The organism is Pseudobutyrivibrio ruminis HUN009, assembly GCF_000703005.1.
In the GTDB taxonomy this organism is placed as follows: Bacteria; Bacillota; Clostridia; order Lachnospirales; family Lachnospiraceae; genus Pseudobutyrivibrio; species Pseudobutyrivibrio ruminis_A.
Map to the genome: position 1 here is coordinate 335,926 of NZ_JNLH01000001.1, position 22,824 is coordinate 358,749.

Here is a 22,824-nt window from a genome sequence, read left to right on the forward strand (position 1 = left end):
TTTATTTTTCAAAATGCTTTTTTGCTTCATCCATTTTTTGAACGCATTCCATTGTGCCGATATATTGTCCATTGTCATCTCTAACTGCAATGTACTCTACAAGCACTGGGATGCCTTCTTTTTCCATCCAAACTGACACTTTATCCCTGGCGCCAGATTTAAAATCTCCAATTATAGAACGAACCATCATCTCTATCTTTGGTGGATGGCAACTGTACACATCACGTCCTATGGCCATGCCTGCACGCTTAAATAACTTTGGTCCTTCATTGAAGAAACAGTTAATATCATTTTCGTCTATAAATGATATTTCTACGGGAAGAGTATTGAGCATTGCTCTGAGCTGGGTGGGTGTGAAATGACCACCTGGTAGATTAATCATATCTTCTGAAGCATTACTAAGTGATTTTTCTTTAGACAACGCCTCTTCTGCCTCAGGCCATTTTACAAAATCAACCAAGCAAGGCGCATAGTCCTTTGAATCCTGATAAATCTGGTACCATTCTTCCTCAGTGAAAAATCTAGCGCAAATAGGAAAAAGAATATTCTGCTCCTTATAAATCATTTCCTCCATGCGGGTAATGGCATGTTCTAATCTTCCCAAATATTCAGCATTTCTAAAATCAGAGTCAGCTATAAATTTCAGCTCATCTCTTATCTCATCATCAACAGACCACATAACATCTGAAGGTCCCGAAATGTCATATTTGGCCTTCATATGAGGATAAAGTAAATCACCCTTCTTAGCATAGTGGATAGCTACTTTTCTAAGGCTATCTATAATTTCAATTATTTTTCTATTGTTATCATCAGATGGATCAATCTTAATATCTTTAATAAAACACTTGGTTTTATTAATCACTTCCGTGAGAGCTACATTTTCCTTAGTAAAAAGATGAAGTGGATGTCCCACTATTTCAGCCTGCTTTTTTGTAGCTTCTCTTTTTTCTATAGTGATATTGGATGTAACTCTTGCAGCTGATGCTTCAATATTCTTCTCTTCCATGGCTAACCTCCAATTCAAACAATTTCTATTCACACGTACAATATAGCAATTTGTCAAAACTGGAGTTGTTGCAATTGCAACAGTTTTCATGCTTTAATATTCAAAAACGCCATTAATTCCTGAGCCTCTTCATAATCCTTGCTATAGAAGTTCACATGAGCTTTATCTGTGCTTCTATTTGTAAATGCAGGATAAAGAAATCCAGTCTCTGGGCTATGTGGAACCTGCTCTTCATCAACTGGCGAAATAGCAAGTATCAGATACTGATAAACTTCCTCGGATTCATCCTGGTAAGCTTTATCAGATCCTTTGATAGGAACGTCATACGCTCCGTAATACATATAGATAGCATAAGGTCTTCCCTTAGGATATTTCTCTGCTATAAGCTCATAAAGATTTAGCATCAATGCATCGTTTTGCAAGCCACAGTCTTTTAATGCATATATCATCTGCCAGATGGAACCTGGTCCAAGACCTGGAATCTTATATGAAATGAGCTCCTCGTTTGGCTTTGCAAAAGGAATAGCTTTCGCTATCTCAAGGCATCTTCTTTTCTCTTCACCTTTCAAGCTTAAAAAGCTTGTATTGAAAGTACCGTCAATGTAACCTTCTTCATCTATATATGCCCCTGCTATTCTAACAAGGTTGCTCCTTGCTGAAGTCATTCTTCTAGTAAGCTCCAGCATGTCTTCTCTATTAATCTGTCCCATTATTATTTTTGATTATCCTCTAGAATTATCCCTTAAACTGCTGCATCCATAAATTCGTCTATTGCCTCAAGCACAGGCTCAGCATATTCTTTTTCTCCAAATAGCCATTGCTCATGCTGCATATCAAATTCTCGAATTTCAGGATTATGAAAATACTTCTTATAGCGCTTCAGATATTTCTCTCCCATTTTGTTTGCATAAATAAAATGGGCTTTTGTGTGATCTACATTAATATCTTCTTCTAAATGCGTCAGTAAATCTGTATAGTATTCATTTTTAATCGATTCGGGATTGAATTTTGAAAAACAATTAATAAATTTCTCAGCCGTTTCATCGCTCATAAGGAAAAAACTTTTTAACTTTTCTTTAGTCTTATTTCGCTTCTTTTCTCCCTTAGTAAAGCTAGTGAGGAGCGGAACCACAAGCATCGATTGTAGCTTTGCAGCTACTTTTCCGCTCTGATCAAGATCTGGACTGCCAAAAATGGCATGATTTATATGTACGTTCTTTCGCATGACAAGCTGTCCCACAAAACTAGAACCTAGTGATGAGCCGATTGCTCCGTCCAGCACGCCAGCATGATGTTCTTTAATGTAGTTCTCTATTTTTTCAGTTACTGTAATCATATCTGGAAAGATGTCATCGCTTCCATCAAAACCATCATAGTTTACACATATGAGATGATATTTCTCAGAAAGACCGTCTATAACTGAGCCAAAATTCGTCTGCCAGTCACAGCATGTCCCTGGCAATAACATCAATGTCTTTCCCGACATATTTCCCATTTCCTCAAATTGCATTACTATACCTTCTTTCTGATATTATTCACATGTTTCTTAATTCTGTATAAAATAATATCATATTGAGTTAGTTGTTGCTAACAAGAAAAGGTTATAATAATTTACTATCTTTTTATTAGATGAGTACAATAGTCAATCCCTTGTAAACCAGATAACTCACTATATAATCTAGTAATATCTCCAAAGCCACTATCATCGATGGACGCAAGTTTCTTTTCATCGTGGCCCCATATTACATATTTGCCATACAATGAACCTTTTTTACCAATCCAATGATCTACTCTTTTCACGTCTTCTTTTATGAAATATTTCTTTTTTCCAAACCAAGTAATAAAGCAATATTCTTTTCGTGATTTAATGATTACCAGTTTATTTCTAAAGAAATCTTGGATGTAGTAATCATATTCATTTATCCCGAAAGTTTCCTGTCTTCCCCATTTTATAAATTTATATATTCCTAGGTATTTATTAAAAAGATAAATATCCTTTTTTGCACTAGGCCAAAAAAATATAGTCATTATTAAGCCCGCTAATGCAAGGAGTGCAAATAACACTCCAATAAATATTAATAAGAAATAGCCATCAGATATGTAGAGACATAGTGTAGATAAAGGTGTAAATATAATAAATCCAGGCAGCATCATAAAAGCAGGAATATAGGCTTCCCCCAATACTTTGGTTACAAATCTAATATATGTATTTATAAAGAAAAATACTAAAGGTATAGCAATTACAATTGTTATAATATCTGTAAATAAATCATTTAATATACTCATATATTTAGCCTCATTAATTTATGTTAATAGCAGCGATAGAAGCCATGTAAAAAGTTGCTCAGCTATGCATTAAGTTTGTATATTAAGTCGTGAAAACCTATTTTCAAATAAAGTACACGGTCTCCTATTTCGACACAATTTCTATTTGAATTTACAAATGCAATCCCATGCTCACCCAATTCGGTTGTACAATGATATGCATAATATGTTCCATTTTTTCCACGCGTCTTAATGATATTATCACAAACACAACAGATTCCTTTAAAGCGTTTAAACACTGAGACACCTATGTATGTAGCAATGTTAATTATTGCAATAATCAATATAAGTATCAAGGAAATAGATACAATAAAACCATCTGTATTATTTACGAAAAAAAAGAATAAAAAAATAACAGCAACAGCAACTGCTCCATTGGCTAATAGATGAAACAGACAATGCATCTGTATTTTTTCTTTAGTGGAAGATATATCGATGTCTTTTCCATCTAAAAGTATTGCATCTTCTAGCCTCATGGCATAATATGGCTCGTTGAAAGTTTTGTTTTCGAATCTCACTTATTTTTCCTCCAAATCATTCAATCCTATAGCCTTTAAATCATAAACCGAGATTGAGCCTTCGTATTTAATTGATATTTTACCTTGTTCAATTTAGTTAATTTGATGGCTTTTCCCCTATAAAAAAAGGATGCCCTTGAAAGCATCCTATATTATTCGTAATGTCCTTTACATGAAAGAATTCTTATGTTTCCATCTTCAAAATCATAAACTAAGCGATCCACATCATTAATTCTTCGGCTCCAAAAGCCACTAAGATTTTCCTTTAGGGGTTCAGGCTTTCCAATGCCGTTATATGGATCACGTTGAGCATCCTTTATTAATGCATTTATTCTTTTTAATGTCTTTTTATCCTGTGTTTGCCAATAGAGATAATCATCCCAACCACGATCTTCCCAAAGAAGCCCCATTATTCTTCATCCTCCAGTAAATCGTGTTGTTCAAAATGAGCCTTTCCAGTTTTAATATCGTTGGCAATTCCTTCAAGATATTTTATATTGGCCTCTGAATAAAAAGGATCTACAGAGACTTCAAATGGTATTTTGTGTTCTCTAGTCATTTTCTTTGCAAAAATTGTAAAAGCAGTAGTCATAGACATACCAAGTTCATCACAAAGAGCTTCCATACTCTTCTTTAAATCTGCATCCATTCTAAAATTAACATTTACTGCATTAGCCATAATATATCCCTCCGTAGTAAAAGTTTTCTTACTATGATTATATCATGACATAAAAAAAATGCAAGAGACGTCATTACAATGTAATGATAATTTTAAGTAGAATGAATAAGATTATTTTAAGATTCATTCACTAGTTTACCAGTTATGTGCTCTGGTATAAGCTCAAGACATTGTACATTACGAAATGAGTTTTGAATTTCCTGCTTTAGATATTCGTCATCATCAGTAAATTTTTTGGTCAATTCAGAGCAGATTTTTAGAGCTGTAGCTTCATCCTCCACCAAATGGATTCTTCCAAAAGTAATTACACTTGTAATGTTAAGAGCCCAATCCCCTTCTTTGCGATAACCATCGTTATATACACAGAAACTTGCTTTATCACATGATTTTATTGCATCAATTTTGTGTCCTGCTTTTGCCCCGTGGAAATATATTTTTCCATCGTCTTCACAATAATAATGGTTAATAGGCAAACCATATGGATAACCATCATCTCCAATTACAGAAAGTACACCACGTTTGGTTGTCTTTAATATCTCGATACATTCCTCATCTGATACCTGTTGCTTAAATCTTCTCATTTTTCTAAACATAATTAACGCCTCTCTATTTTGATAATATTTTTAATCCAGCTATTCCAATTATTATAAGAATAACGCAAATCACCTGCGGAATTGACATTTTTTCTTGGAATAGAACCACTCCTAAAAGAGTCGTTCCAAGGATTCCCATTCCAGTCCACATGGCATAAGCAGTGCCTAAAGGCAGTTGTTTTAATGCAATAGCTAGAAAGACTGCACTAGCTATATACCCTACTCCAGTAATAATGGATGGAATAAGAACTGTAAATCCGTTTGACATCTTCATTGCAACAGCCCAAGTGATTTCAAGCGCTCCTGCAATTAATAAAATAATCCACTTCATAAAAGCCTCCATATAACAAAAATCGCCACCCCCTCACCTGCTAAGACCTAACGGCAAAGGAATGACGTGAATCCCATTACTCGGTAGCAATAGGCGTCTGTATTATTTCATTGATGTGATGATAACTCAATTCAGCTAGGTTAGTCAATAACTGACACAGCTTTTCGCTTCTGACTTTTTCATTTTCTAAAACCATTAATATCGTTCTCCTTGTTATAAAGCATAGCAATATTAATATCCTTAAAGTACCAACAATAAGGTTCCAGCACCAATTAGTGCGCATCCTGCAAGTGATTTTATAGTAAAGTCTTCATGTAAAAATACAAAAGCTAAAACTAGAGTGATAACAACACTTAGCTTATCAATCGGAACAACTTTAGATGCATCACCAAGCTGTAAGGCCTTGTAGTAGCATAACCAGGATGCACCTGTGGCCAAGCCTGATAATATTAGGAAAATCCAGCTCTTTTTGCTTATAGCAAATACGCCACTTTGAGTATTTGTGATAAACACCATTATCCAGGCCATACCTACTACAACTACAGTACGAATAGCTGTAGCTAAGTTTGAGTTTACTCCTTCAATACCAATCTTTGCTAAGATTGAAGTTAAGGCAGCAAATATAGCTGATAATAAAGCAAATACAAACCACATAATAGTCCTCCCTCAATTTTATTACTATAAACCTAACTCTTTACAAAGGTTTTCGTATCTCTTCTGCTCTTTTTCCTTGATAGGCTTAGATGAATCTTTAAAGCAATGATCGATTACATCAGCATCTTTTAGTAGTTCATCCATAGGCGAATCAATTACTAGTTTGTCATCATGATGATATATTGCAGAGCAGATAATATCAGTTTCTGCTGAAGTAGTTATGGCCAAATCATCAAGAATCTTTCTGGCCAAATCAGCCCCTAAATGAGCATGATCATCGTAAGAACCACTTTTATATGCATACATATCATGAAGCATTGCTGCCATAGCTGCAAGCTCTTCATTAAGCCCACGTTTCTTGGCAAGAATAGTGGCTGCAAGAGATACACCGTAAAGATGTGCTGTAGCACTGGTGCGCTTCTCTTCTTCCAAAAGATTTAATTCTTTATCTACGTATTCACGAAGTGTTTTTAATCTGCTCATTTGCTATCCTCCCCTAGATTAGAAAATATTGCATCAGTTCATATTTTAAATTACTACCCTCTTCTATATCTGCAGGGAGTAAGGCACGCGCTACTAATTTAAGCTCATCTGATTCAATATCAGTTCTCTTTAAATTAGCGTAATCGCCATCAATGCTTTCTACAACGTAATACCAAGTCTCCATTCCATATACCCTCCCATTATCTTGTACGTTTATTCTCTTCTAATTCTTTCTCAATCCATGTCATGATTACATCCACTAAATATTCTTGCTGAATCTGACTAAGCTCTTTACCAGGCGCTATCTTGTGCCACTTTCTAATGCACTCTCTACAACAGGTAGCTGTTGCATGCTGAGCAATGAATACAGGATGGCCCTTTGTAGGAGTCTGCTTGCCATCATTAGGGATAACAGCAGGAGCTTCTCTTTTAGCAATGAAATCTGCAGCGTGAGCTCTTATAGTATCTAGCCCTTTCTCATGTATATAGTCTATATCTTTTTGCTTTAATTTAAAACTTGTTCTAAATTTAGAATTGCCCAGCCGCGTAAACAGCTGAGCAAACCATTCTTCTCTATTCATTAAAAGTTACTTCCATTCCAACCCCAGTCATTTACAGGGTGATAAGTTACATATACGGCATTACCTGGAATACCAAGCTTTTCCTCAAACAAATTACAGATTTGGCCAGTGAGCCTATCGTATGATTCTGCAGGAGCATTTCCGTATAGACTTACAGAAACATAAGCTCCTTTATCAAGCTTCTTTCCACCAAGCCATAAGTCATAGGCATCTTCGATTCCTACCATTAGATAGGTTTCGCTTTTACCTAAAGTAGTTATGAGCTTTCCTAATTCTGATTTGATTTCTTCCTTTAATTCGGAAGTAACTGGTACTGTTATTTTTGAATCAATAAATGGCATGACAATAATCTCCTATCTTGTGTTGTTAATCTATATATAGTATACATAATTATCTTTTCTAGGAGCAGCTGGTTTCGCTGGCTCTTCAGCATAGCCAAGTGCACAGTGTCCGATTCCCTCAAAATCTCCTTCAATGCCTAATTTCTTAAGAATGTTTTTTCCAAAATCAGATTCAAATTCTTCTTTGGCTCTATGAATCCAGATACTACCAATTCCTAAACTTTCAGCTGCATTCATAAGATTTCCCATTACAAGAGAACCGTCGTATACATGAGTAACAACATCTTTATCAGCTAAAACAATTAAGATAACAGGTGCTCCATAGAATGGGTCAAATCCCTCAGGCGCGCCAGCAATTTTAGCATTTTCTTTAGAGAGTTCATCTCTAAGTGTTTTGTCTTTAACTGCAATAATAATTGGGCTTTGTTTTCCCATACCTGTGGCCGCATATGTTCCAGCTTTAATTATTGCATCTAAATCCTCTTCTGCAATTGCGTCCGATTTAAATTTTCTACAGCTGCGTCGACTTTCAAGTACCTTTAATGTTTCGTTCATTGTAATAATCCCCCTTTATTCCTTAGAAATAATTATTCCTCGATATTATCAAATATTCCAGCCTGTCTATAATTATTCCAAGCTGCATTATAGCTTTCTGCAGCCTTTTTATCCATGATTTGCTTTCTATCACTTAATATAGCAAGCATCTCATCCGCAATTTCTACTTCTGGCAGATGGTCATAGTGAGCAAGATATCCTAGCATTCGCCCAGCTGTAAAATCGGTATTTAAATTATCTGTTATCAACGTTGCAAACTGGTGCCCATAGCCATCCTGAACTAGCGTATTATAAAGTTCTATACTAAGTGGTGATTTATTTCTCATATCTAACATTTCTTTAATTTAGCCTCTTTATGTTTTTTATAAATTTATCTGTCGGTAAAAAACTCTTATAGAATTTCTCATATAAATTCCAAGCCTCATCCTGATTTTGACAAAGCTTATTTCCAGCCTCTAGGACAATGTAATTTACTCCAAAGCACTCTACTCTTAATCCTGTATCACTACAGTTATTGCGAAGGTAAAAATTCAAACGTCTAGTCTGAAGCTGCTTTTGAGATTCATCTTTTGTATAAGTAGGATCTTCCACTTCTCCTATGATTCTGTCTGCTTTTTCAAGATATTCGTCTATAAGACTAAGAAGTTTGGCTCCTATACCTTTATTTCGTAATTCTGGGAAAATAGCTATGTAATCTATAAGATAGCTATTATCAAATCTTACTAAAAAAGTGTAACCTACTATTTTTTTCTTTTCAAAAAGGCCAAGACATTCATAAAATCCTTCTTCAACAGATTTAAGAATCATCTTTAATGGTTTCAGCTCATCTTTAGGAAAGTCTATAACCATATGCTCTTCATAGAGCTTTGAAATTTGTTTTTCATTTAACTGCTGTAGATTCATTTCCACCTGCTCCATAATATGACATTGATATCAAAGGCGAGGGAAACCCTCGCCTTTATTAATTATATAGTTATCACATTATTTTACCACTCAATAGTATCTACTACCTCTTTAAGAGTTTTGGCAGATTCCTGAAGTGCCTTTATCTCATCTTCATCAAGAGAAATTGGAACCTTTGTCTCCAATCCATCAGCACCAACAACGGCTGGCATTGAAAGACATACGCCATCGATATCATATTCTCCATGCATCATAGATGATACTGGAAGGATTGATTTCTCATCACGGATGATAACTTCACAGATACGTCTTACAGCAACAGCTACGCCATAATATGTAGCATGTTTCCTCTTTATAATCTCGTAAGCAGCATTTTTTACACGCTCTGCAATGGCCTTTTCAGATGCTTCGTGATTGAAATGACCTCTCATTTCGCAGAAATCATTAAGAGGAATACCAGAAACATTAGCACTTGAGAATGCAGCAATTTCGCTATCGCCATGCTCTCCGATGATGAAAGCATGTACTGAACGGCTATCAATACCAAGATGCTCACCAAGCTCAGTCTTAAGACGAGCAGAATCGAGAACTGTACCTGAGCCGATTACTCTATTTTCTGGAAGACCAGAAAGCTTTAAAGCTGCAAGAGTAAGAACATCAACAGGATTTGCTACGATAAGCAAAATTCCGCCAAAATCTCTCTTAGAAATTTCTGGAATGATTGATTTAAAGATGCCAACATTCTTGTGTACAAGATCAAGTCTTGTCTCACCTGGCTTTTGTCCTGCACCAGCTGTGACTACGCAAATAGCTGCATCTGCCACATCATCATAATCTCCCGCATAAATCTTAATAGGCTTTGTAAATGGTGCGCCATGGGAAATATCCATTGCCTCACCTTCTGCCTTTTCATGGTCTGCATCAATTAAAACCATCTCTGAAAACAGACCGCTCTGCGAAAGAGCAAAAGCTGTAGCTGAGCCTACAAATCCTGCTCCTATAATCGCTACTTTTCTCTGGTTTACTTCTACTGCCATACGCACCTCCTGTAGTCCGCAAGTCACGTCCACAAGCCTGATGAATTCTCCGTTCGACAACATGTCTCACTTGAGAATTATCAGAGCTTGTGTACTACTTGCTCACTTAAACATATAAATTACTTACTTTAGTTCAGCTACAAGCGCATCCAGCTGGGCTGGGTCCTGAAGTGTTGATTTAATGGAAACCACTGGCTCCACGAATTCCATATTTTTCATTGGCTCAAGAATTGCCTTCATACACTTAGCTGCCTGAGGCGCCCATGTACCATTTTCTACAAATGCCACCTTACGATTCTGATAAGCCTTTGCTGTAAGATGATGTAAGAAATCCTGCATTGGTGGGAATAATCCTCCGTCATAAGTGCAAGCGCAGCACACCATCTTATCCCAATAAAATGCTCTGGCAACGGCCTCTGACAAGCTTTCTCTTGTAAGGTCGATAAACTGCACCTTATTGCCTGCCGCCTTTAGCTTTTCTACAAGCTCAAGGGCTGCTTTCTTAGTGTTACCGTGGATAGAAGCGCATGCAACAAGCACACCCTCTTCCTCTGGCTTATAGCTACTCCATGTATCATAAAGATTAATGTAGTAATCTAAATTCTCTGTCAAAACTGGTCCATGCAATGGGCAGATTTTCTGGATATCAAGATTTGCTGCCTTTTTCAACAATCCCTGAACAGACGCACCATACTTACCCACAATATTAAGATAATATCTACGAGCCTCGTCAATCCATGGCTCATCCACATCAAGCGCACCAAACTTTCCAAATCCATCTGCGGAGAAAAGGACCTTCTCTGTAGATTCGTACTCAACCATTACCTCTGGCCAGTGAACCATTGGTGCCATGATAAATGTAAGCTCATGGCTTCCAAGAGAAAGTGTGTCTCCCTCAGCCACCACGTGCTTTCTATTTTCAAATATGCTGGCATCCATAAACTGCGCCATCATTGTAAATGTCTTGGCATTTCCAACTACTGTGGTATCAGGATATTTTTCAAGGAATACCTTGATTGAACCAGAGTGATCTGGCTCCATGTGCGAAACCACAAGATAGTCAGGTGTACGTCCAGCCAGCTCCTTATCAAGATTTGCCAACCACTGGTCTGTCACTCTAGGATCTGCTGTATCCATGACAGCGACCTTTTCATCCAAAATCACATATGAATTGTATGATACTCCGTTAGGAACTGGATACTGACTTTCGAACAAATCGATAGTCTTATCATCGCAGCCTATATATTTAATAGCTTCTGAAATTGTCATTACCAAATCCTCCTTTTACATATCTCTATCTTACCAAATAGCAATATAACTATCTATGATTTCAGCTTTATCGATAAAAAGTTCTCAAATAGAAATTACTAAACTATTTGGTCAGATTCTGAACCCACTTGTATTTACGGAAGCGAATCATTACCCATGGAATTTTACCTACTTCATCAAGGCATGTACATGAATACACAAGTAGCACTGGCCAGTGGAATACAAAAGCTCCCAACAGCGCCAGAGGAATTGCTATTCCCCACATGCACACTGCCAGGCTATACATATCGAATATGGTATCTCCGCCGCCATCTAACACTCCGTTAATTGTGACAGTGTTTACACATCGTCCTATCATGTACACAGCCATTATGCACATCATGCCTGTAAGATATTTTCTGGCTTCATCAGTTAAAAGAACCATGTGAACGGTAAGTGGTGTTACCGCAAATACGATAATCATAGATGCAATGCCGATTACGTAAGAAATCTTCATAAGCTTGATACCATAAGCTTTTCCCATTTCTAGATTACCAGCACCAAGCTCATTTCCAACAATGATGCCAGCAGCACTTCCGATACCATTACAAACACAGCAAATCAGATCCCTTACGACTGCTGCAATAGAATTCGCTGCAGCTGCATCAACGCCCATATGTCCCATTATTGCAGTGTAAGAAGTGAAGCCTACACCCCAGAAAAGAGAACCTCCCATCAGTGGCAGACACTGTTTCCAGAAGTCCTTTGTAAGTTCCTTGCTGATTTTAAACATCTTGCTTAGTGCCGGCCTAATGTAGCCTGCCCTACCGGAAATCACAAGACAAATAACAAGCTCGATTACTCGTGCAATGGTTGTTGCAAGAGCAGCACCTTTCGCTTCCATTCTAGGAGCTCCAAGGAAACCAAAGATAAATATCAGATTGAACACCACGTTCATCACAACCGCACAGCTACTAATCCATGCACTTTCATTTACATGGTCCGTAACCTTCATTACAGCAAGATAACTCTGGGATACACCAGTTATCAGGTAAGACCATCCAGCAATGCGAAGATAATCTGCACCAAGCTCTATCAAAGTCTGGTCGCTTGCAAACACATGCATCAAGGCCTCTGGGAAAAACTCACATCCAATAAAGAAGGCTATGCAAATAGCCCCTGCATACTTCAGCATCATATCAAAAAGCTTCTGTATAGTTTTCTTATCACCTTTGCCCCAGTACTGGGCTCCAAGGATTGCTCCCGCTCCCGTAATAGCCATAATCAGCATATTCTGGACGAACTGAATCTGAGTAGCTAACGACACAGCCGTCATCTGCTCCTGTGCCACTCTCCCCAGCATCAACGCATCACAGGCCGCCACCAGCGCCAACATCAAACTCTGAAATGCTATCGGACCCGCTATGGTCGCCAACCTACTGTAAAAATGCCTATTGTCTATTTTAACTGCACTATCCTTTGTCATTACATCCTTCTCCAATTTTCTCATTTTCTCCAATAGTACGTGATAACTCCCGCAAACACAATAGGTTTATTCCGTAACTAACTTGCAAATTCGACCCTGGGATTAATGTGGGCTTTCCAATATGTGAAGCTGGACTCCCTGCCTGCCACACACTGGTGGTTGCTAGGCGTGGGCATCGCATGAATATTATGTTTTTCTAGAGCACAATGAGCCCACACTTGTTAGCTGTCGTCTTTTGCAGGTCTGTACATTTTCTGAATCTGTATGTCTATGGACGGACACACTGTTCATGGCGTATATATGGGTTTTCAAAACTATGGTAACCTTTGGGCGATTTTGGAATGAGCTTAGTAGAACAAAAAGAGATATTTGATATGGATGAGCAGCTGCCGCTAGGACGGCGGCAGCAGTGGTCACTTGAAACAGGACGTTGAATGTGCCACGGTGCTCATACATACAAATATCTCTTTTTTAGTTCTACTTAGCGAATGTAATATGAGCCCAAGGTACCATAGCTTTGAAAATCCATATTTATAGTTTAAAAGTGTCCGTCCTAGCTTATACAGATTCAGAAAAAGTTCATCCCGCAATAAGACACCAGCAGTGTGGGCTCCTTTCGTGCTAAGAAAAACTATAATATTCGCGAAATCGTCCACGCCTAGCAACCACCAGTATGTGGCGGGCAGGGAGCCCAGCAGAACTTTACATTTAGCCCACATTAATCCCGGACGGCAGGGTATAAAAAAGGACCCTAGGTAATCCTAAGGTCCTTGATTTGCATTATTTAGAGAGACGCTCAACAATCCTGTCTAATGTATCGCGAGGTACTGTGCCGTCACGATATAATTGATTTATTGTGCTTTCGCTTCCAAGTAGAGCTGTGGCATCCAGCCAAGTGCCCTTTTGAAATTCTTCGTCAAATACGGCAAATATTTTTCGATTTTTTAAAAGCTCCGAAAGCGGGTATTCTCTATAATCCATAATTAAACTCTTGATAAATACTCTCCAGTTCTAGTATCAATCTTGATTGTCTCACCATTCTCAACGAAAAGTGGAACGTATACAACAGCACCTGTTTCAACTGTAGCAGGCTTTGTAGCACCTGTAGCTGTATCGCCCTTGAAACCTGGCTCTGTATCTGTAATCTGAAGCTCAACAAACATAGGTGGCTCAACTGAGAAGATTGAACCATTGTGTGAAAGCATCTTTACGATTTCATTTTCCTTAACGAACTTAAGAGCGTCACCAATCTGATCTGATGTAAGCGCTACCTGATCGTATGTCTCAACATCCATGAAGTTGTAAAGGTCACCATCGTTGTAGAGATACTGCATATCCTTACGATCGATACGTGCTGCTGGGAACTTCTCTGTTGGACGGAAAGATGTTTCTGTAACACCACCGTTCTTTATGTTCTTAAGCTTAGTACGAACGAAAGCTGCACCCTTACCTGGCTTTACGTGCTGAAATTCAATTACCTGATAAACCTGATTATCCATTTCGATAGTCATACCGTTTCTAAAATCACCGGCTGTAATCATTATAAATTCCTCCTTAAAAGCTATACCTATACCGAGCCCTACCACATCGCCCGGATATATTAGCACTCGTAATGGTAATTTTACCGCAAATTTCTGTTTTTTTCAATATATTTTCATTTCTCTCTTTATTTGCTACTATAAATCCATGGAAATTGAAAGAAAATTTTTAATCAAAGAATTGCCTGATTTAGGCCAATATAAGTATGTTGAAATTGAACAGGGATACCTTTCTACAAGTCCTGTTGTTAGAATCCGTCGAAAAGATGACGCATACATTCTAACATATAAAGGAAGTGGATTGATGGCTCGTGAGGAAATCGAAGCTGCTCTCACAAAGGAAGCTTATGAACATCTTCTAGAAAAGATTGACGGTTATCCTATCACAAAGCGACGCTATCTTATTCCACTTGATCCATACACAATCGAACTTGATGTATTCTCAGGTCATATGGAAGGTCTCATTATGGCTGAGGTAGAGTTCCCAACCGAGGAAGAAGCCAATTCCTTCACCCCACCAGAATGGTTCGGCGAAGATGTCACCAATGACCGCCGCTACCACAATTCGAATATGATCTTCGGAAATCCGCTCTCGTAAATTACCTAGAAAGATTTTACATAGTGTAGATTATACTCATAAAAACAGAAGCCAGTATGTAGGCATCAAGCTCTACTATTTCTTAAGCGAGACATGTAGTCGAGCGAAGAAATCAGTAGGCTTGTAGCCGTAACATACTGGCTTTCCTTAATTATTTAATAATTTGGTACTCTAGGCTTTCAAAATCTGCCTCTAGAGTAATGGTGTCATTATCCTTTGTCCATGTAAAGGAAACAACTGAACCATTGGTATTGATTGAAAGTTTACTATCAAAACCAAATGCAGGATGTGACTTACGAAGCTGCAAAAGCTCTATCTGCTTTTTAACAACATCCTTTTTAAGTCCTTCCTCAATTTGCTCCATTGTAAGATTTGTTCTGTTGATTTCTTTGTGACCACCTGCGCCTGCACGAGCAACAGCTTCGTGATCATTTTTACCTGCGAACAAATCTAAGTACCATACCTGTGGCTTACCTGGCATGAACATCTGAATTGCTCTGGCAAAGAGCATCTTCTTATCGTCTTCACCTAATGCACTGTAGTATGTAGCATTTACCTGATAGTACATGTTCTTTGCTCCGTGAAGATCCTTTACAAATCCTCCTCTAGAAACAAGTACATCTATCATCTTCTGGATTTCGTCTTCTGGAAGAAGTCCCTTCAAATCAAGAAGTGGAATACCATCGTGGCAACCAAGCATATTTACAACTCTGATATCCTTTTCAACAAGCTCTTTTGCCCAGTTGATAAGAACCTCTGGATTGTGATTCTCGATTGCGTATATAAGAAGTCCTGGTAAGAAGAAATCGTATGTCATGTAGCCTTTGCCTGCTACTAACTCATAAATCTTCTCGCCGTAGCTTGCATGAATCTCAGGAAGTAATGTCACTCCGTTTTTGTCTGCAAGCTCTCTAACCTTCTGTAGTAAATCCCAAGTTCCAGGATCATTCAAGAAATTCTTTTCTCCTGGCTCCTTAGGAGCATATGCGAATGCATCAAGTCTGACGATTTTAGCACCATATGATGAAAGTGTCTTAAGAGTGTTTTCATAGAACTCCCAAACAAGTGGAGACTTGATATTCAAGTCCATCTGTCCTAAGTATCTACGGCTGCTCTCAAGTAAATCAACCACCTCATCGCGATACTGTTCGTATTTTCCAAGCTTCAAATCTGCTACGCTTGTTCCCTGGCTGATTTGGGAATTAACACACTGTGCTAAACGTGTAGCAGCCACATACTGGATATCCATCTTTTCCATAAGGTCTTCCGCTTCAAGATTCTTGTAGCGAACCTCCTGGTAGAATGTGTTCCAATATGGTACGTTTCTGCCATCTGGGAATCTTACCATAAGAATTGGTAAACCTGGCTTGCGGAAAAACATATCCTTGATATATTTTTCATCTGGCTGAATGTAGCCCTCTTTTGTGAGAGTACCGCAACCTTCCCAGAATTTGTTCCAGTCAATGAAGAAATCCTTGTACTTAGAATTCTCACCATTTTTGATGATATCCTGGAACTCCTTTGATAATACAGACGCATGGTTAAGGATGAAATCAAGCTTAAGGTCGATGCCCATATCCTTGATAGCCTCAATGGCTTCCTTACTACCAAGCTCCTCATTGATTCCATAATCAATTACTGAAAAGCCTCTGTCTAAATCTGTATTAAAAATACTTGGAAGGATGTAGAATGACTCGAATACGTCCTTCAATTCATCCTTACTAAGAACCTTTACAATATCATCTAATGTGCCACCCATAGAATCTGGATAGGCATTTAACATTGGTCCATTGCTCACAATTAATCCTCCTAGTCCGTCTGTTACGATAACAAGCATTATGAATTCTCCGTTCAGCATAAAAAGCTTCACTTGAGAATTATAATAGCTTGTTATCTACAGACTCATCTAAATTTTAAATATTACATTACTACATTATTAGTTACTCATTAGAGCTTGGTATTCGCTATATGAAAGTAACTCACCTGATTTAGAAAGAATAATTTTTGCCTTGTGAGCCTGTGACTTTAAAAGGTTCTGCTCGAGTTCCAACACAAGCATAGTGAATGCACTATCAGTCTTGCCATCACGATTTCTAGCTCTGCGGTGAGCCAGTGTCTCTTCCGGTGTGCTGTTGAGAAGGATTGGAATATCCACGCCTTCATAGTTATCACTATTACCATGTGTCCATTCAATAACTAGAACTTTTTTGTTTGTAAAATCAACTTCATCATACCAAAGTTCAGAATCGGTTCTACCCATTCTCTTAAGGTAGATCTTATCCTGGCCGGATTTGAAAGCCTTAACAATACCAGTTACTTCATCGAAATCAATTTCGTTTGTAGTTCCAAGATAGCCTGTGAGTCCTTCTCTACCAGCATCAAGGTAAGCCTTCATCCATGGATCAGTTGAAACATGGTCCGCTGAAGCATCTGTCTCCTCCTGTTGCCAAGCTCTAAGCTTGTCGAAGTGTTCAGGTGTTGCTTCGTTAGCCTTTACAAGGCCTCTTACACCGCTAGTTCTAAAGATGCGAAGTCTTTCTGCATCGTTGTACATAGGAATTCTTCTAGGATAGTTGTCTCCTGACATTGTATAAGCACCAATGCCCTTCTCATTCAAGAAATAAGAAATGAGAGACGCTGTCTCAGACTTTCCTACTCCTGAGCCACCGCAAACTGCTATGACAGCTCTGCCGTCCTTTGCGATAACCTCATCTAGCATGCCCTCAAGCTTCTCCATAATAAGAGTTGCCTTTCTAACATGCTCCTCACCTATTTCTACCTTGTCACCTGGCATATCGCCATGTGGAAGTGCCTCGTATTGTTTAAGATCAATAGCCATAATAATATCCTCCTGCTCACTATAGATATGACATAAACAACACGCAATAAGTATACCAAAATATATTTAACGTTAAACCGCTTTAACCCAATTTTATTTAATTTACCGAAAAATCTGTCTGAATGCACAAACAAAAAAGCTGCCACACTTTCATAGTGTGACAGCCTAATTAAAAGCTAATGATTAAAGAGAATCTTCAAATTCATCAATACCTTCGTCGCTGATGTAATCCTCGTACTCATCAATATATTCATTTGTGTTATCAATCAACTCATCGATTGAGAATGAGCCTTCGAAAAGAACCTCATCTGCATAGTGAGTGTAATCTGTGCAAACGATATCAACATCGTAATCTGCACTATCCAACTCATATCCTAAGATAATTGGAATAGACTCTCCTGGTTTAATTTCTGCATAGTTAAGCTCTGATGTACCAGAAATGTATGCTCTATCAAGAGAAATACCATCCTGCTTTACTTCAACATTAACTACACTCGCAAAATCCATTACCTCATCAGAGTTGTTTGTGAACTCACCAACAAGGTAAACAATAACTACATCATCATAATACTCATCTGTTCCAAGTAATGCTGTATCAACATTAAATGCGTACTTGCTTGAAGTATCAATTGTGCCTGCTACGATAACATCGTCATCATCCTCGTCGTCCTTAGACTTCTTCTTTGAATCCTTGTCATCGTCCTCGTCATCATCCTCATCATCCTCGTCTTCTTCAGAATCTGCTGACTGTTCAACCTTATCCTTGATAGCAGAAGATTTGCCACATCCTGTTACGCCAAATACAAGTGCAAATGAAACAAGAAGAGCTGCTAATAATCTCTTTTTCATATTGGCCTCCCTTATTTAACCTGGATTTCCTTTTCCAAGATTACTGCCTGATCAAAGCTCTGTCTATCTGTAAGCTTGATTTCTACATTTGAATCGCTAGTAAGCTCGAATACTTCACGAACCTGAATGCTTGCACCAGACTTGATGTCTGTGTATACATTGTCATCATCCATATCCTCACGTAATGGGTGATTGTATGGAAGGTATCCACGCTGAAGAGCTACACCATCCTGGAAGAGTTCCTCTGTAACTGCAGAACCAAAGCTTGTAGCCTCATCAGAATCATTTGTAAATGTGTAATCAATAACTACGATGTTTGTTCCTTCTCCATCATCTGTAACTGTTACATTGTCAATTGAAACATCAAATTCGCTCTCAGAAACCTTAGCCTCGACATCAGCCATTGAAATAGTCTCATCAAGAACGCCTACAGTTTTGTAATCCTTGATTGTGTATGATGTTAATTCAAGTTCAAGTTCTGAATCCTCATCATAATCAACACCTGAGATATCAAATGCTGCCTGAACCATTCCAGATTCGCCACTCTTAATCTTTCCATCGGCGATAGCATATGGGTTGTCAGATCCTAAATAAGATGTGCTAAGTGTTGTGCCATCAAGAGTAGCTACAAGACTATATGCAACTGTGTAGTTGTCTAAATATGAATCTGTGTTGTTTGTAGCATCAAGATTTACAACCAATGCTGTTCCGTCGTAAGTGCCACATGTAAAAACCTCGTCAACTGTTGCCTCGTACTGTGGGGTAGAGCCTTTACCACATGCTGTGAATAGTGAGCCTGCCATAAGAACTGTGGCAGCTAATAGCGTTACTTTTTTCATAATCATCCTCCTAAACGCTTTTTTTCTAATTTTATAGCTAGTTAATTTTATATCATCTTTGAACTTATTTCAATAAATTAAGACAAAATAAAAAAAGTCGATGAGTAATATTACACATCGACTTTATCCAGTCTATTATTGAACTTCTGACACATTTGAAGCGTCTACTGGAACAAATGGAACCAGCACGTATTTCAAATCATCTGTAGCCCCTTCAATTGATGAAATTGACTGCCCTTTTGCCAAAGCTGCACATGCATTTACCGCCGCAACTCCCTGGCCCTGGGCATCCTGTAATACTGTCATATACATATCGCCCGCCTTGATTGAAGCGCATCCATCTGCAGTTGCGTCTACTCCTGCTACAAGGTACTTCGAAGGATCATATCCATTATCCTTAAGCCACTTAACTGCACCGAGTGCCATTGTATCGTTGTTGCAGAAGATTGCATCAAAGCTTTGATTTGTAAGCTTAAACACATCAAGCTTCTCATATGCCTCTGTATCTGACCAGTTTGCATGGTCCATAAATACTATGTTTGCATCTACTCCATTATCACGGTAAAAATACTTGATAGCATTTGTTCTACCAATGGCTCCTGCATGGCCTTTCTCGCCCTCTAGAATCACAATATTCATGGATGATGGATTGCCAAGCTTATTCCAAACATATTCAGCCTGGAACGCTCCAGCATCCTGTTCAAAAGAACCTGCATAAATATATTTGTCTGCCTTTAAATACTCTGAACTAGGCTCATTGTTTACAAATACGATAGGTAAATCTCCTGCTGCAATTTCCATCTGAAGTGCAGTAGAAATATCAACGATACGACAGATAATTGCATTGTACTTTCCAGATGCCGCTGCTGCTTCAATCATGTGAAGCTGGTCATCTGTACTGTTGCCACAATACTCAGTTGTTACTGTTGCTCCAGACTCTGCTGCAGCCTCATTTATAGCATCACTAAGTGCTGCTCTGAAAGTATCATCAACGTCAGGAATTGAAAAATAAATATTTGTTCCCTTTGCTGAAACCTTTCCTGAAGACGAATTAGCACTTCCACATCCAACCATAGAAGCTATAGCTAAAACGCCTATCATTGTCATACATAATAGTTTTTTAATCTTTGATTTCATGCCATAGCCCCCTCTATATCTTGAATTGCTGAACATAAGCTGAAAGTGTATCTGATGTACTTGCAAGCTCATGTGAATTGTCTGCAACGTCCTGGCTGCTGGCAGTGATACTATTTGCCTGCTCAACCATGTGATGACTTGTTTCAAGGATTTCATCAGCACTAGCTGCCTGCTCCTCTGAAATAGCTGCAACGTTGCCTGCAACATCATCAACCTTTTGGACATCCTGAATCATTAAATCAAGCAATTCATTTGACTTTTCAATATTCTGGTAAATCTGATCAAATGTATCAACGGCTGTATCGATAAGTTGGCTGTTTGCATCGATGTTTTCGGCACTTGCCTCAGCCTGTTCAACTACGGAATTGATAGCCTTCTGAACATCATTTATAAGTCTTGATATATTATCTGCACTTGCTGCTGAATTCTGTGCAAGCTTTCCGATTTCACTTGCTACTACTGCAAATCCCTTTCCAGCCTCTCCAGCTCTTGCAGCTTCAATTGAAGCATTAAGAGAAAGAAGATTTGTCTCGTCTGCGATTTCTGCAATCAAACCAACAATCTTTGTGATTTCCTCTGATGCTTTGCCAACATCATTAATCTTATTAACAAGCTCATCGTTGCTATTTTTGATACCCTGCATAGCAACAGAAAGCTGTTCCATATCATCTCGGCCCTTCTTACTGATTTCAACTGTTTCCTTCATGCTGGCATTAGCCTGATTAGAATTCTCCCTTGTGTCAGAAACAACCATAGCAAGAGTTGTAGCGTTTTCTGCAATTTCATTAACTGCCACTGCCAACTGATCAACAGTACTATTTAAGTTCTGCATAGCATCTGCCTGTGAACGTGATGCCTCAAACATATCTTTTGAAACTCTATCAGAGTTGTCTGACTGCTCTTTAAGCTTCTCAGACTCCTCATTAATTGTAGAAAGCATGGTGCGCATTGATTCCACAAATTCACTAACCTTGCTTCCCATCAAGCCAATTTCATCATCGCTCTCCTGCTTAACCTCGATTGTGAAGTCGCCAGCTGACATATCTGTAATGTTCTTTGTGATATGTCCAAGTGGAGCAATAACTTTGGATACAAGGAGGTTGATCATAATTACTATAACAATTACTGCAATAATTCCTACTATAATAAGGAGATTTGTCAGCATCATTACATCCTTAAGGATGACTGAATCTGCAATATATGAAACAAGCACCCAGTCTGTTCCCTGAATCTCGCTAAATGCAACTTCATATCCATTCAATGCAACTGTATCGTACTCTCTAGTCTCAAGCTTTTCTGCGATTGATGCCATTAGCTTGTCACTATCTGAAGTTGTAAGAGTAGTAGATATACGTTCTGGATCTCTGTGGGCAAGAATGGTATTATCTGACGCATCGATAAGGAATGATGCTGCTGAATCCATCTTTACTCCTGAGTTTACAATGATACTGATTTGGTCAAGAGATACATCTGCCGCAATTACTTTAAGCTCACCACTGCCATCATTTAAGATACCAGATGCACTAATTACAGATTTGCCTTCATCATTTGTATAGGCTGTGCCGTAGTTCATGTTTACTCTAGTAATTCCCTGTTTAAAGAAATTTTCTTCTGTAGGATTTGCAACTCTTAAACCTGATGCACTTGCTGCATAAAATCTCCCATCCGCTGTTGCAACGTATGGGCCTTCTGTACAATATTTATTGTATCCATAAAAGGAATCAAGAATTCTCTGCAATCCCTCTTCATCTGGCTGGGTCTTTTCGATTACTTGTTTTACTGTTGAGAAGTTTTCAAGATTTTCGTCGAGCCAGGCTTCGATATTATCTGCCTGATTAGAAATTGATGAATCTAATTGTGCCGTTGCCATGTCTGTCATGCTTTTTCTCGAAAGAACTGTCGCTATTCCAACTAAAACGAGAATAGTGACTATTACCACTGGTAAAAGCAAAAAGATTAACTTGTTCTTAATCTTCTTTTGTCTCATTTTGTTTTTTGTGTTTGCCATTTCTATCTCCTGAATCTTTCTGTCTCGTATTTAGCTCTAGTACGTACACAAACCTTTAAGTCCTGTAGTCTTGATTCGATGTCCCCATCATCGATTACAACATCAATGGATGATGCCATGTTATCAATAAGGAGATCATCAAAATCCATTGTTGGTGTTGCAACCAAAAGCTTGTATTTGTCCTCGAAGGAATCCGCATCAAGGAATTCCAATAGTATTGGATTTACCTCTTCATTCTCTAGCTTTTCCATGTAATTTCCTCCTATAAAAATTTTC

30 protein-coding genes are annotated in these 22,824 nt (G+C 38.3%); 1 reads left to right on the forward strand and 29 read right to left on the reverse strand.

Translation table 11 applies throughout. The features are described 5' to 3' along the window. Position 1: 1 nt before the first annotated feature. From BO15_RS0101495 to efp, 22 genes are all read right to left on the reverse strand, one after another. On the reverse strand, positions 2-1,006 hold the full coding sequence (locus BO15_RS0101495; protein WP_052169707.1) for a PAS domain-containing protein: 1,005 nt from the start codon (positions 1,004-1,006) through the stop codon (positions 2-4). Positions 1,007-1,092: 86 nt separating this feature from the next. Continuing rightward, positions 1,093-1,716, reverse strand: coding sequence for a DUF4317 family protein (locus tag BO15_RS0101500; protein WP_033151746.1), 624 nt, complete (start codon positions 1,714-1,716; stop codon positions 1,093-1,095). A gap of 32 nt (positions 1,717-1,748) precedes the next feature. Then, positions 1,749-2,516, reverse strand: a complete 768-nt coding sequence (locus BO15_RS0101505) for an alpha/beta fold hydrolase (RefSeq protein ID WP_033151747.1) — start codon at positions 2,514-2,516, stop codon at positions 1,749-1,751. 104 nt (positions 2,517-2,620) lie between these two features. Further along, positions 2,621-3,292 carry a hypothetical protein gene (locus BO15_RS0101510; protein ID WP_033151748.1) on the reverse strand — a complete coding sequence of 224 codons (672 nt, stop codon included), beginning with the start codon at positions 3,290-3,292 and terminating at the stop codon, positions 2,621-2,623. Positions 3,293-3,354: 62 nt separating this feature from the next. After that, positions 3,355-3,849, reverse strand: coding sequence for a hypothetical protein (locus tag BO15_RS0101515; protein WP_033151749.1), 495 nt, complete (start codon positions 3,847-3,849; stop codon positions 3,355-3,357). A 152-nt stretch (positions 3,850-4,001) separates the two neighbouring features. Then, a complete protein-coding gene (locus BO15_RS0101520) occupies positions 4,002-4,259 on the reverse strand; it encodes a Txe/YoeB family addiction module toxin (RefSeq protein WP_033151750.1) in 258 nt (85 codons plus the stop codon). Then, positions 4,259-4,528, reverse strand: coding sequence for a type II toxin-antitoxin system RelB/DinJ family antitoxin (locus tag BO15_RS0101525; protein WP_033151751.1), 270 nt, complete (start codon positions 4,526-4,528; stop codon positions 4,259-4,261). Before BO15_RS0101525 ends, BO15_RS0101520 begins: the two co-directional genes overlap by 1 nt. Positions 4,529-4,644: 116 nt before the next feature. Then, a complete protein-coding gene (locus tag BO15_RS0101530) occupies positions 4,645-5,121 on the reverse strand; it encodes a pyridoxamine 5'-phosphate oxidase family protein (RefSeq protein WP_033151752.1) in 477 nt (158 codons plus the stop codon). A gap of 13 nt (positions 5,122-5,134) precedes the next feature. Beyond that, positions 5,135-5,452 (reverse strand): DMT family transporter, encoded by a 318-nt coding sequence (locus BO15_RS0101535; protein WP_033151753.1) that lies wholly within the window; start codon positions 5,450-5,452, stop codon positions 5,135-5,137. Between the two features lie 240 nt (positions 5,453-5,692). After that, positions 5,693-6,106, reverse strand: coding sequence for an EamA family transporter (locus tag BO15_RS0101540; protein WP_033151754.1), 414 nt, complete (start codon positions 6,104-6,106; stop codon positions 5,693-5,695). A 24-nt stretch (positions 6,107-6,130) separates the two neighbouring features. After that, positions 6,131-6,589 carry an HD domain-containing protein gene (locus BO15_RS0101545; protein ID WP_033151755.1) on the reverse strand — a complete coding sequence of 153 codons (459 nt, stop codon included), beginning with the start codon at positions 6,587-6,589 and terminating at the stop codon, positions 6,131-6,133. 13 nt (positions 6,590-6,602) lie between these two features. Beyond that, entirely contained in the window at positions 6,603-6,773 is a 171-nt protein-coding gene (locus BO15_RS0101550; protein ID WP_033151756.1) for a hypothetical protein, read from the reverse strand. Between the two features lie 16 nt (positions 6,774-6,789). Continuing rightward, a complete protein-coding gene (locus tag BO15_RS0101555; protein WP_033151757.1) occupies positions 6,790-7,170 on the reverse strand; it encodes a DUF4186 domain-containing protein in 381 nt (126 codons plus the stop codon). After that, entirely contained in the window at positions 7,170-7,511 is a 342-nt protein-coding gene (locus BO15_RS0101560; RefSeq protein WP_033151758.1) for a phenylpyruvate tautomerase MIF-related protein, read from the reverse strand. The genes BO15_RS0101555 and BO15_RS0101560 overlap by 1 nt, the downstream gene beginning before the upstream one ends. A 30-nt stretch (positions 7,512-7,541) precedes the next feature. Beyond that, positions 7,542-8,066, reverse strand: coding sequence for a nitroreductase (locus BO15_RS0101565; protein WP_033151759.1), 525 nt, complete (start codon positions 8,064-8,066; stop codon positions 7,542-7,544). Between the two features lie 32 nt (positions 8,067-8,098). Beyond that, the gene (locus BO15_RS0101570; RefSeq protein ID WP_330371997.1) at positions 8,099-8,401 is read right to left on the reverse strand and encodes a hypothetical protein; all 303 of its coding nucleotides are present in this window, start codon (positions 8,399-8,401) and stop codon (positions 8,099-8,101) included. 4 nt (positions 8,402-8,405) lie between these two features. Next, positions 8,406-8,969, reverse strand: coding sequence for a GNAT family N-acetyltransferase (locus BO15_RS0101575; protein WP_033151761.1), 564 nt, complete (start codon positions 8,967-8,969; stop codon positions 8,406-8,408). An 83-nt stretch (positions 8,970-9,052) separates the two neighbouring features. Then, on the reverse strand, positions 9,053-10,006 hold the full coding sequence (locus BO15_RS0101580; RefSeq protein WP_033151762.1) for an L-lactate dehydrogenase: 954 nt from the start codon (positions 10,004-10,006) through the stop codon (positions 9,053-9,055). Positions 10,007-10,129: 123 nt separating this feature from the next. Then, entirely contained in the window at positions 10,130-11,275 is a 1,146-nt protein-coding gene (locus tag BO15_RS0101585) for an FprA family A-type flavoprotein (protein WP_033151763.1), read from the reverse strand. A gap of 103 nt (positions 11,276-11,378) precedes the next feature. Then, positions 11,379-12,764 (reverse strand): MATE family efflux transporter, encoded by a 1,386-nt coding sequence (locus BO15_RS0101590; protein ID WP_081828513.1) that lies wholly within the window; start codon positions 12,762-12,764, stop codon positions 11,379-11,381. A gap of 756 nt (positions 12,765-13,520) precedes the next feature. Then, positions 13,521-13,721, reverse strand: a complete 201-nt coding sequence (locus BO15_RS0101595; RefSeq protein WP_033151764.1) for a hypothetical protein — start codon at positions 13,719-13,721, stop codon at positions 13,521-13,523. Positions 13,722-13,723: 2 nt separating this feature from the next. After that, on the reverse strand, positions 13,724-14,281 hold the full coding sequence (gene efp, locus BO15_RS0101600; RefSeq protein ID WP_033151765.1) for an elongation factor P: 558 nt from the start codon (positions 14,279-14,281) through the stop codon (positions 13,724-13,726). A gap of 145 nt (positions 14,282-14,426) precedes the next feature. Here efp and BO15_RS0101605 point away from each other — a divergent pair, with 145 nt between their 5' ends. Further along, the gene (locus BO15_RS0101605) at positions 14,427-14,876 is read left to right on the forward strand and encodes a CYTH domain-containing protein (RefSeq protein ID WP_033151766.1); all 450 of its coding nucleotides are present in this window, start codon (positions 14,427-14,429) and stop codon (positions 14,874-14,876) included. Positions 14,877-15,027: 151 nt separating this feature from the next. Here BO15_RS0101605 and BO15_RS0101610 read toward each other — a convergent pair whose 3' ends face one another. The 7 genes from BO15_RS0101610 to BO15_RS0101640 all read right to left on the reverse strand — a co-directional run bounded on the left by BO15_RS0101610 (position 15,028) and on the right by BO15_RS0101640 (position 22,799). Continuing rightward, positions 15,028-16,713, reverse strand: coding sequence for an alpha-amylase family glycosyl hydrolase (locus tag BO15_RS0101610; protein WP_052169708.1), 1,686 nt, complete (start codon positions 16,711-16,713; stop codon positions 15,028-15,030). A gap of 99 nt (positions 16,714-16,812) precedes the next feature. Continuing rightward, positions 16,813-17,715: an adenylyl-sulfate kinase gene (locus tag BO15_RS0101615; protein ID WP_033151767.1), complete on the reverse strand. Its 903-nt coding sequence runs from the start codon at positions 17,713-17,715 to the stop codon at positions 16,813-16,815. Positions 17,716-17,898: 183 nt separating this feature from the next. Continuing rightward, positions 17,899-18,564, reverse strand: a complete 666-nt coding sequence (locus tag BO15_RS0101620; protein ID WP_033151768.1) for a DUF5067 domain-containing protein — start codon at positions 18,562-18,564, stop codon at positions 17,899-17,901. An 11-nt stretch (positions 18,565-18,575) separates the two neighbouring features. Further along, entirely contained in the window at positions 18,576-19,403 is an 828-nt protein-coding gene (locus BO15_RS0101625; protein WP_033151770.1) for a DUF5067 domain-containing protein, read from the reverse strand. Between the two features lie 135 nt (positions 19,404-19,538). Beyond that, a complete protein-coding gene (locus BO15_RS0101630) occupies positions 19,539-20,540 on the reverse strand; it encodes a substrate-binding domain-containing protein (RefSeq protein WP_052169709.1) in 1,002 nt (333 codons plus the stop codon). Positions 20,541-20,553: 13 nt separating this feature from the next. Further along, positions 20,554-22,548, reverse strand: a complete 1,995-nt coding sequence (locus BO15_RS0101635; protein WP_052169710.1) for a methyl-accepting chemotaxis protein — start codon at positions 22,546-22,548, stop codon at positions 20,554-20,556. Positions 22,549-22,550: 2 nt separating this feature from the next. Beyond that, positions 22,551-22,799 (reverse strand): hypothetical protein, encoded by a 249-nt coding sequence (locus BO15_RS0101640; protein ID WP_049960292.1) that lies wholly within the window; start codon positions 22,797-22,799, stop codon positions 22,551-22,553. Positions 22,800-22,824 lie beyond the last annotated feature (25 nt).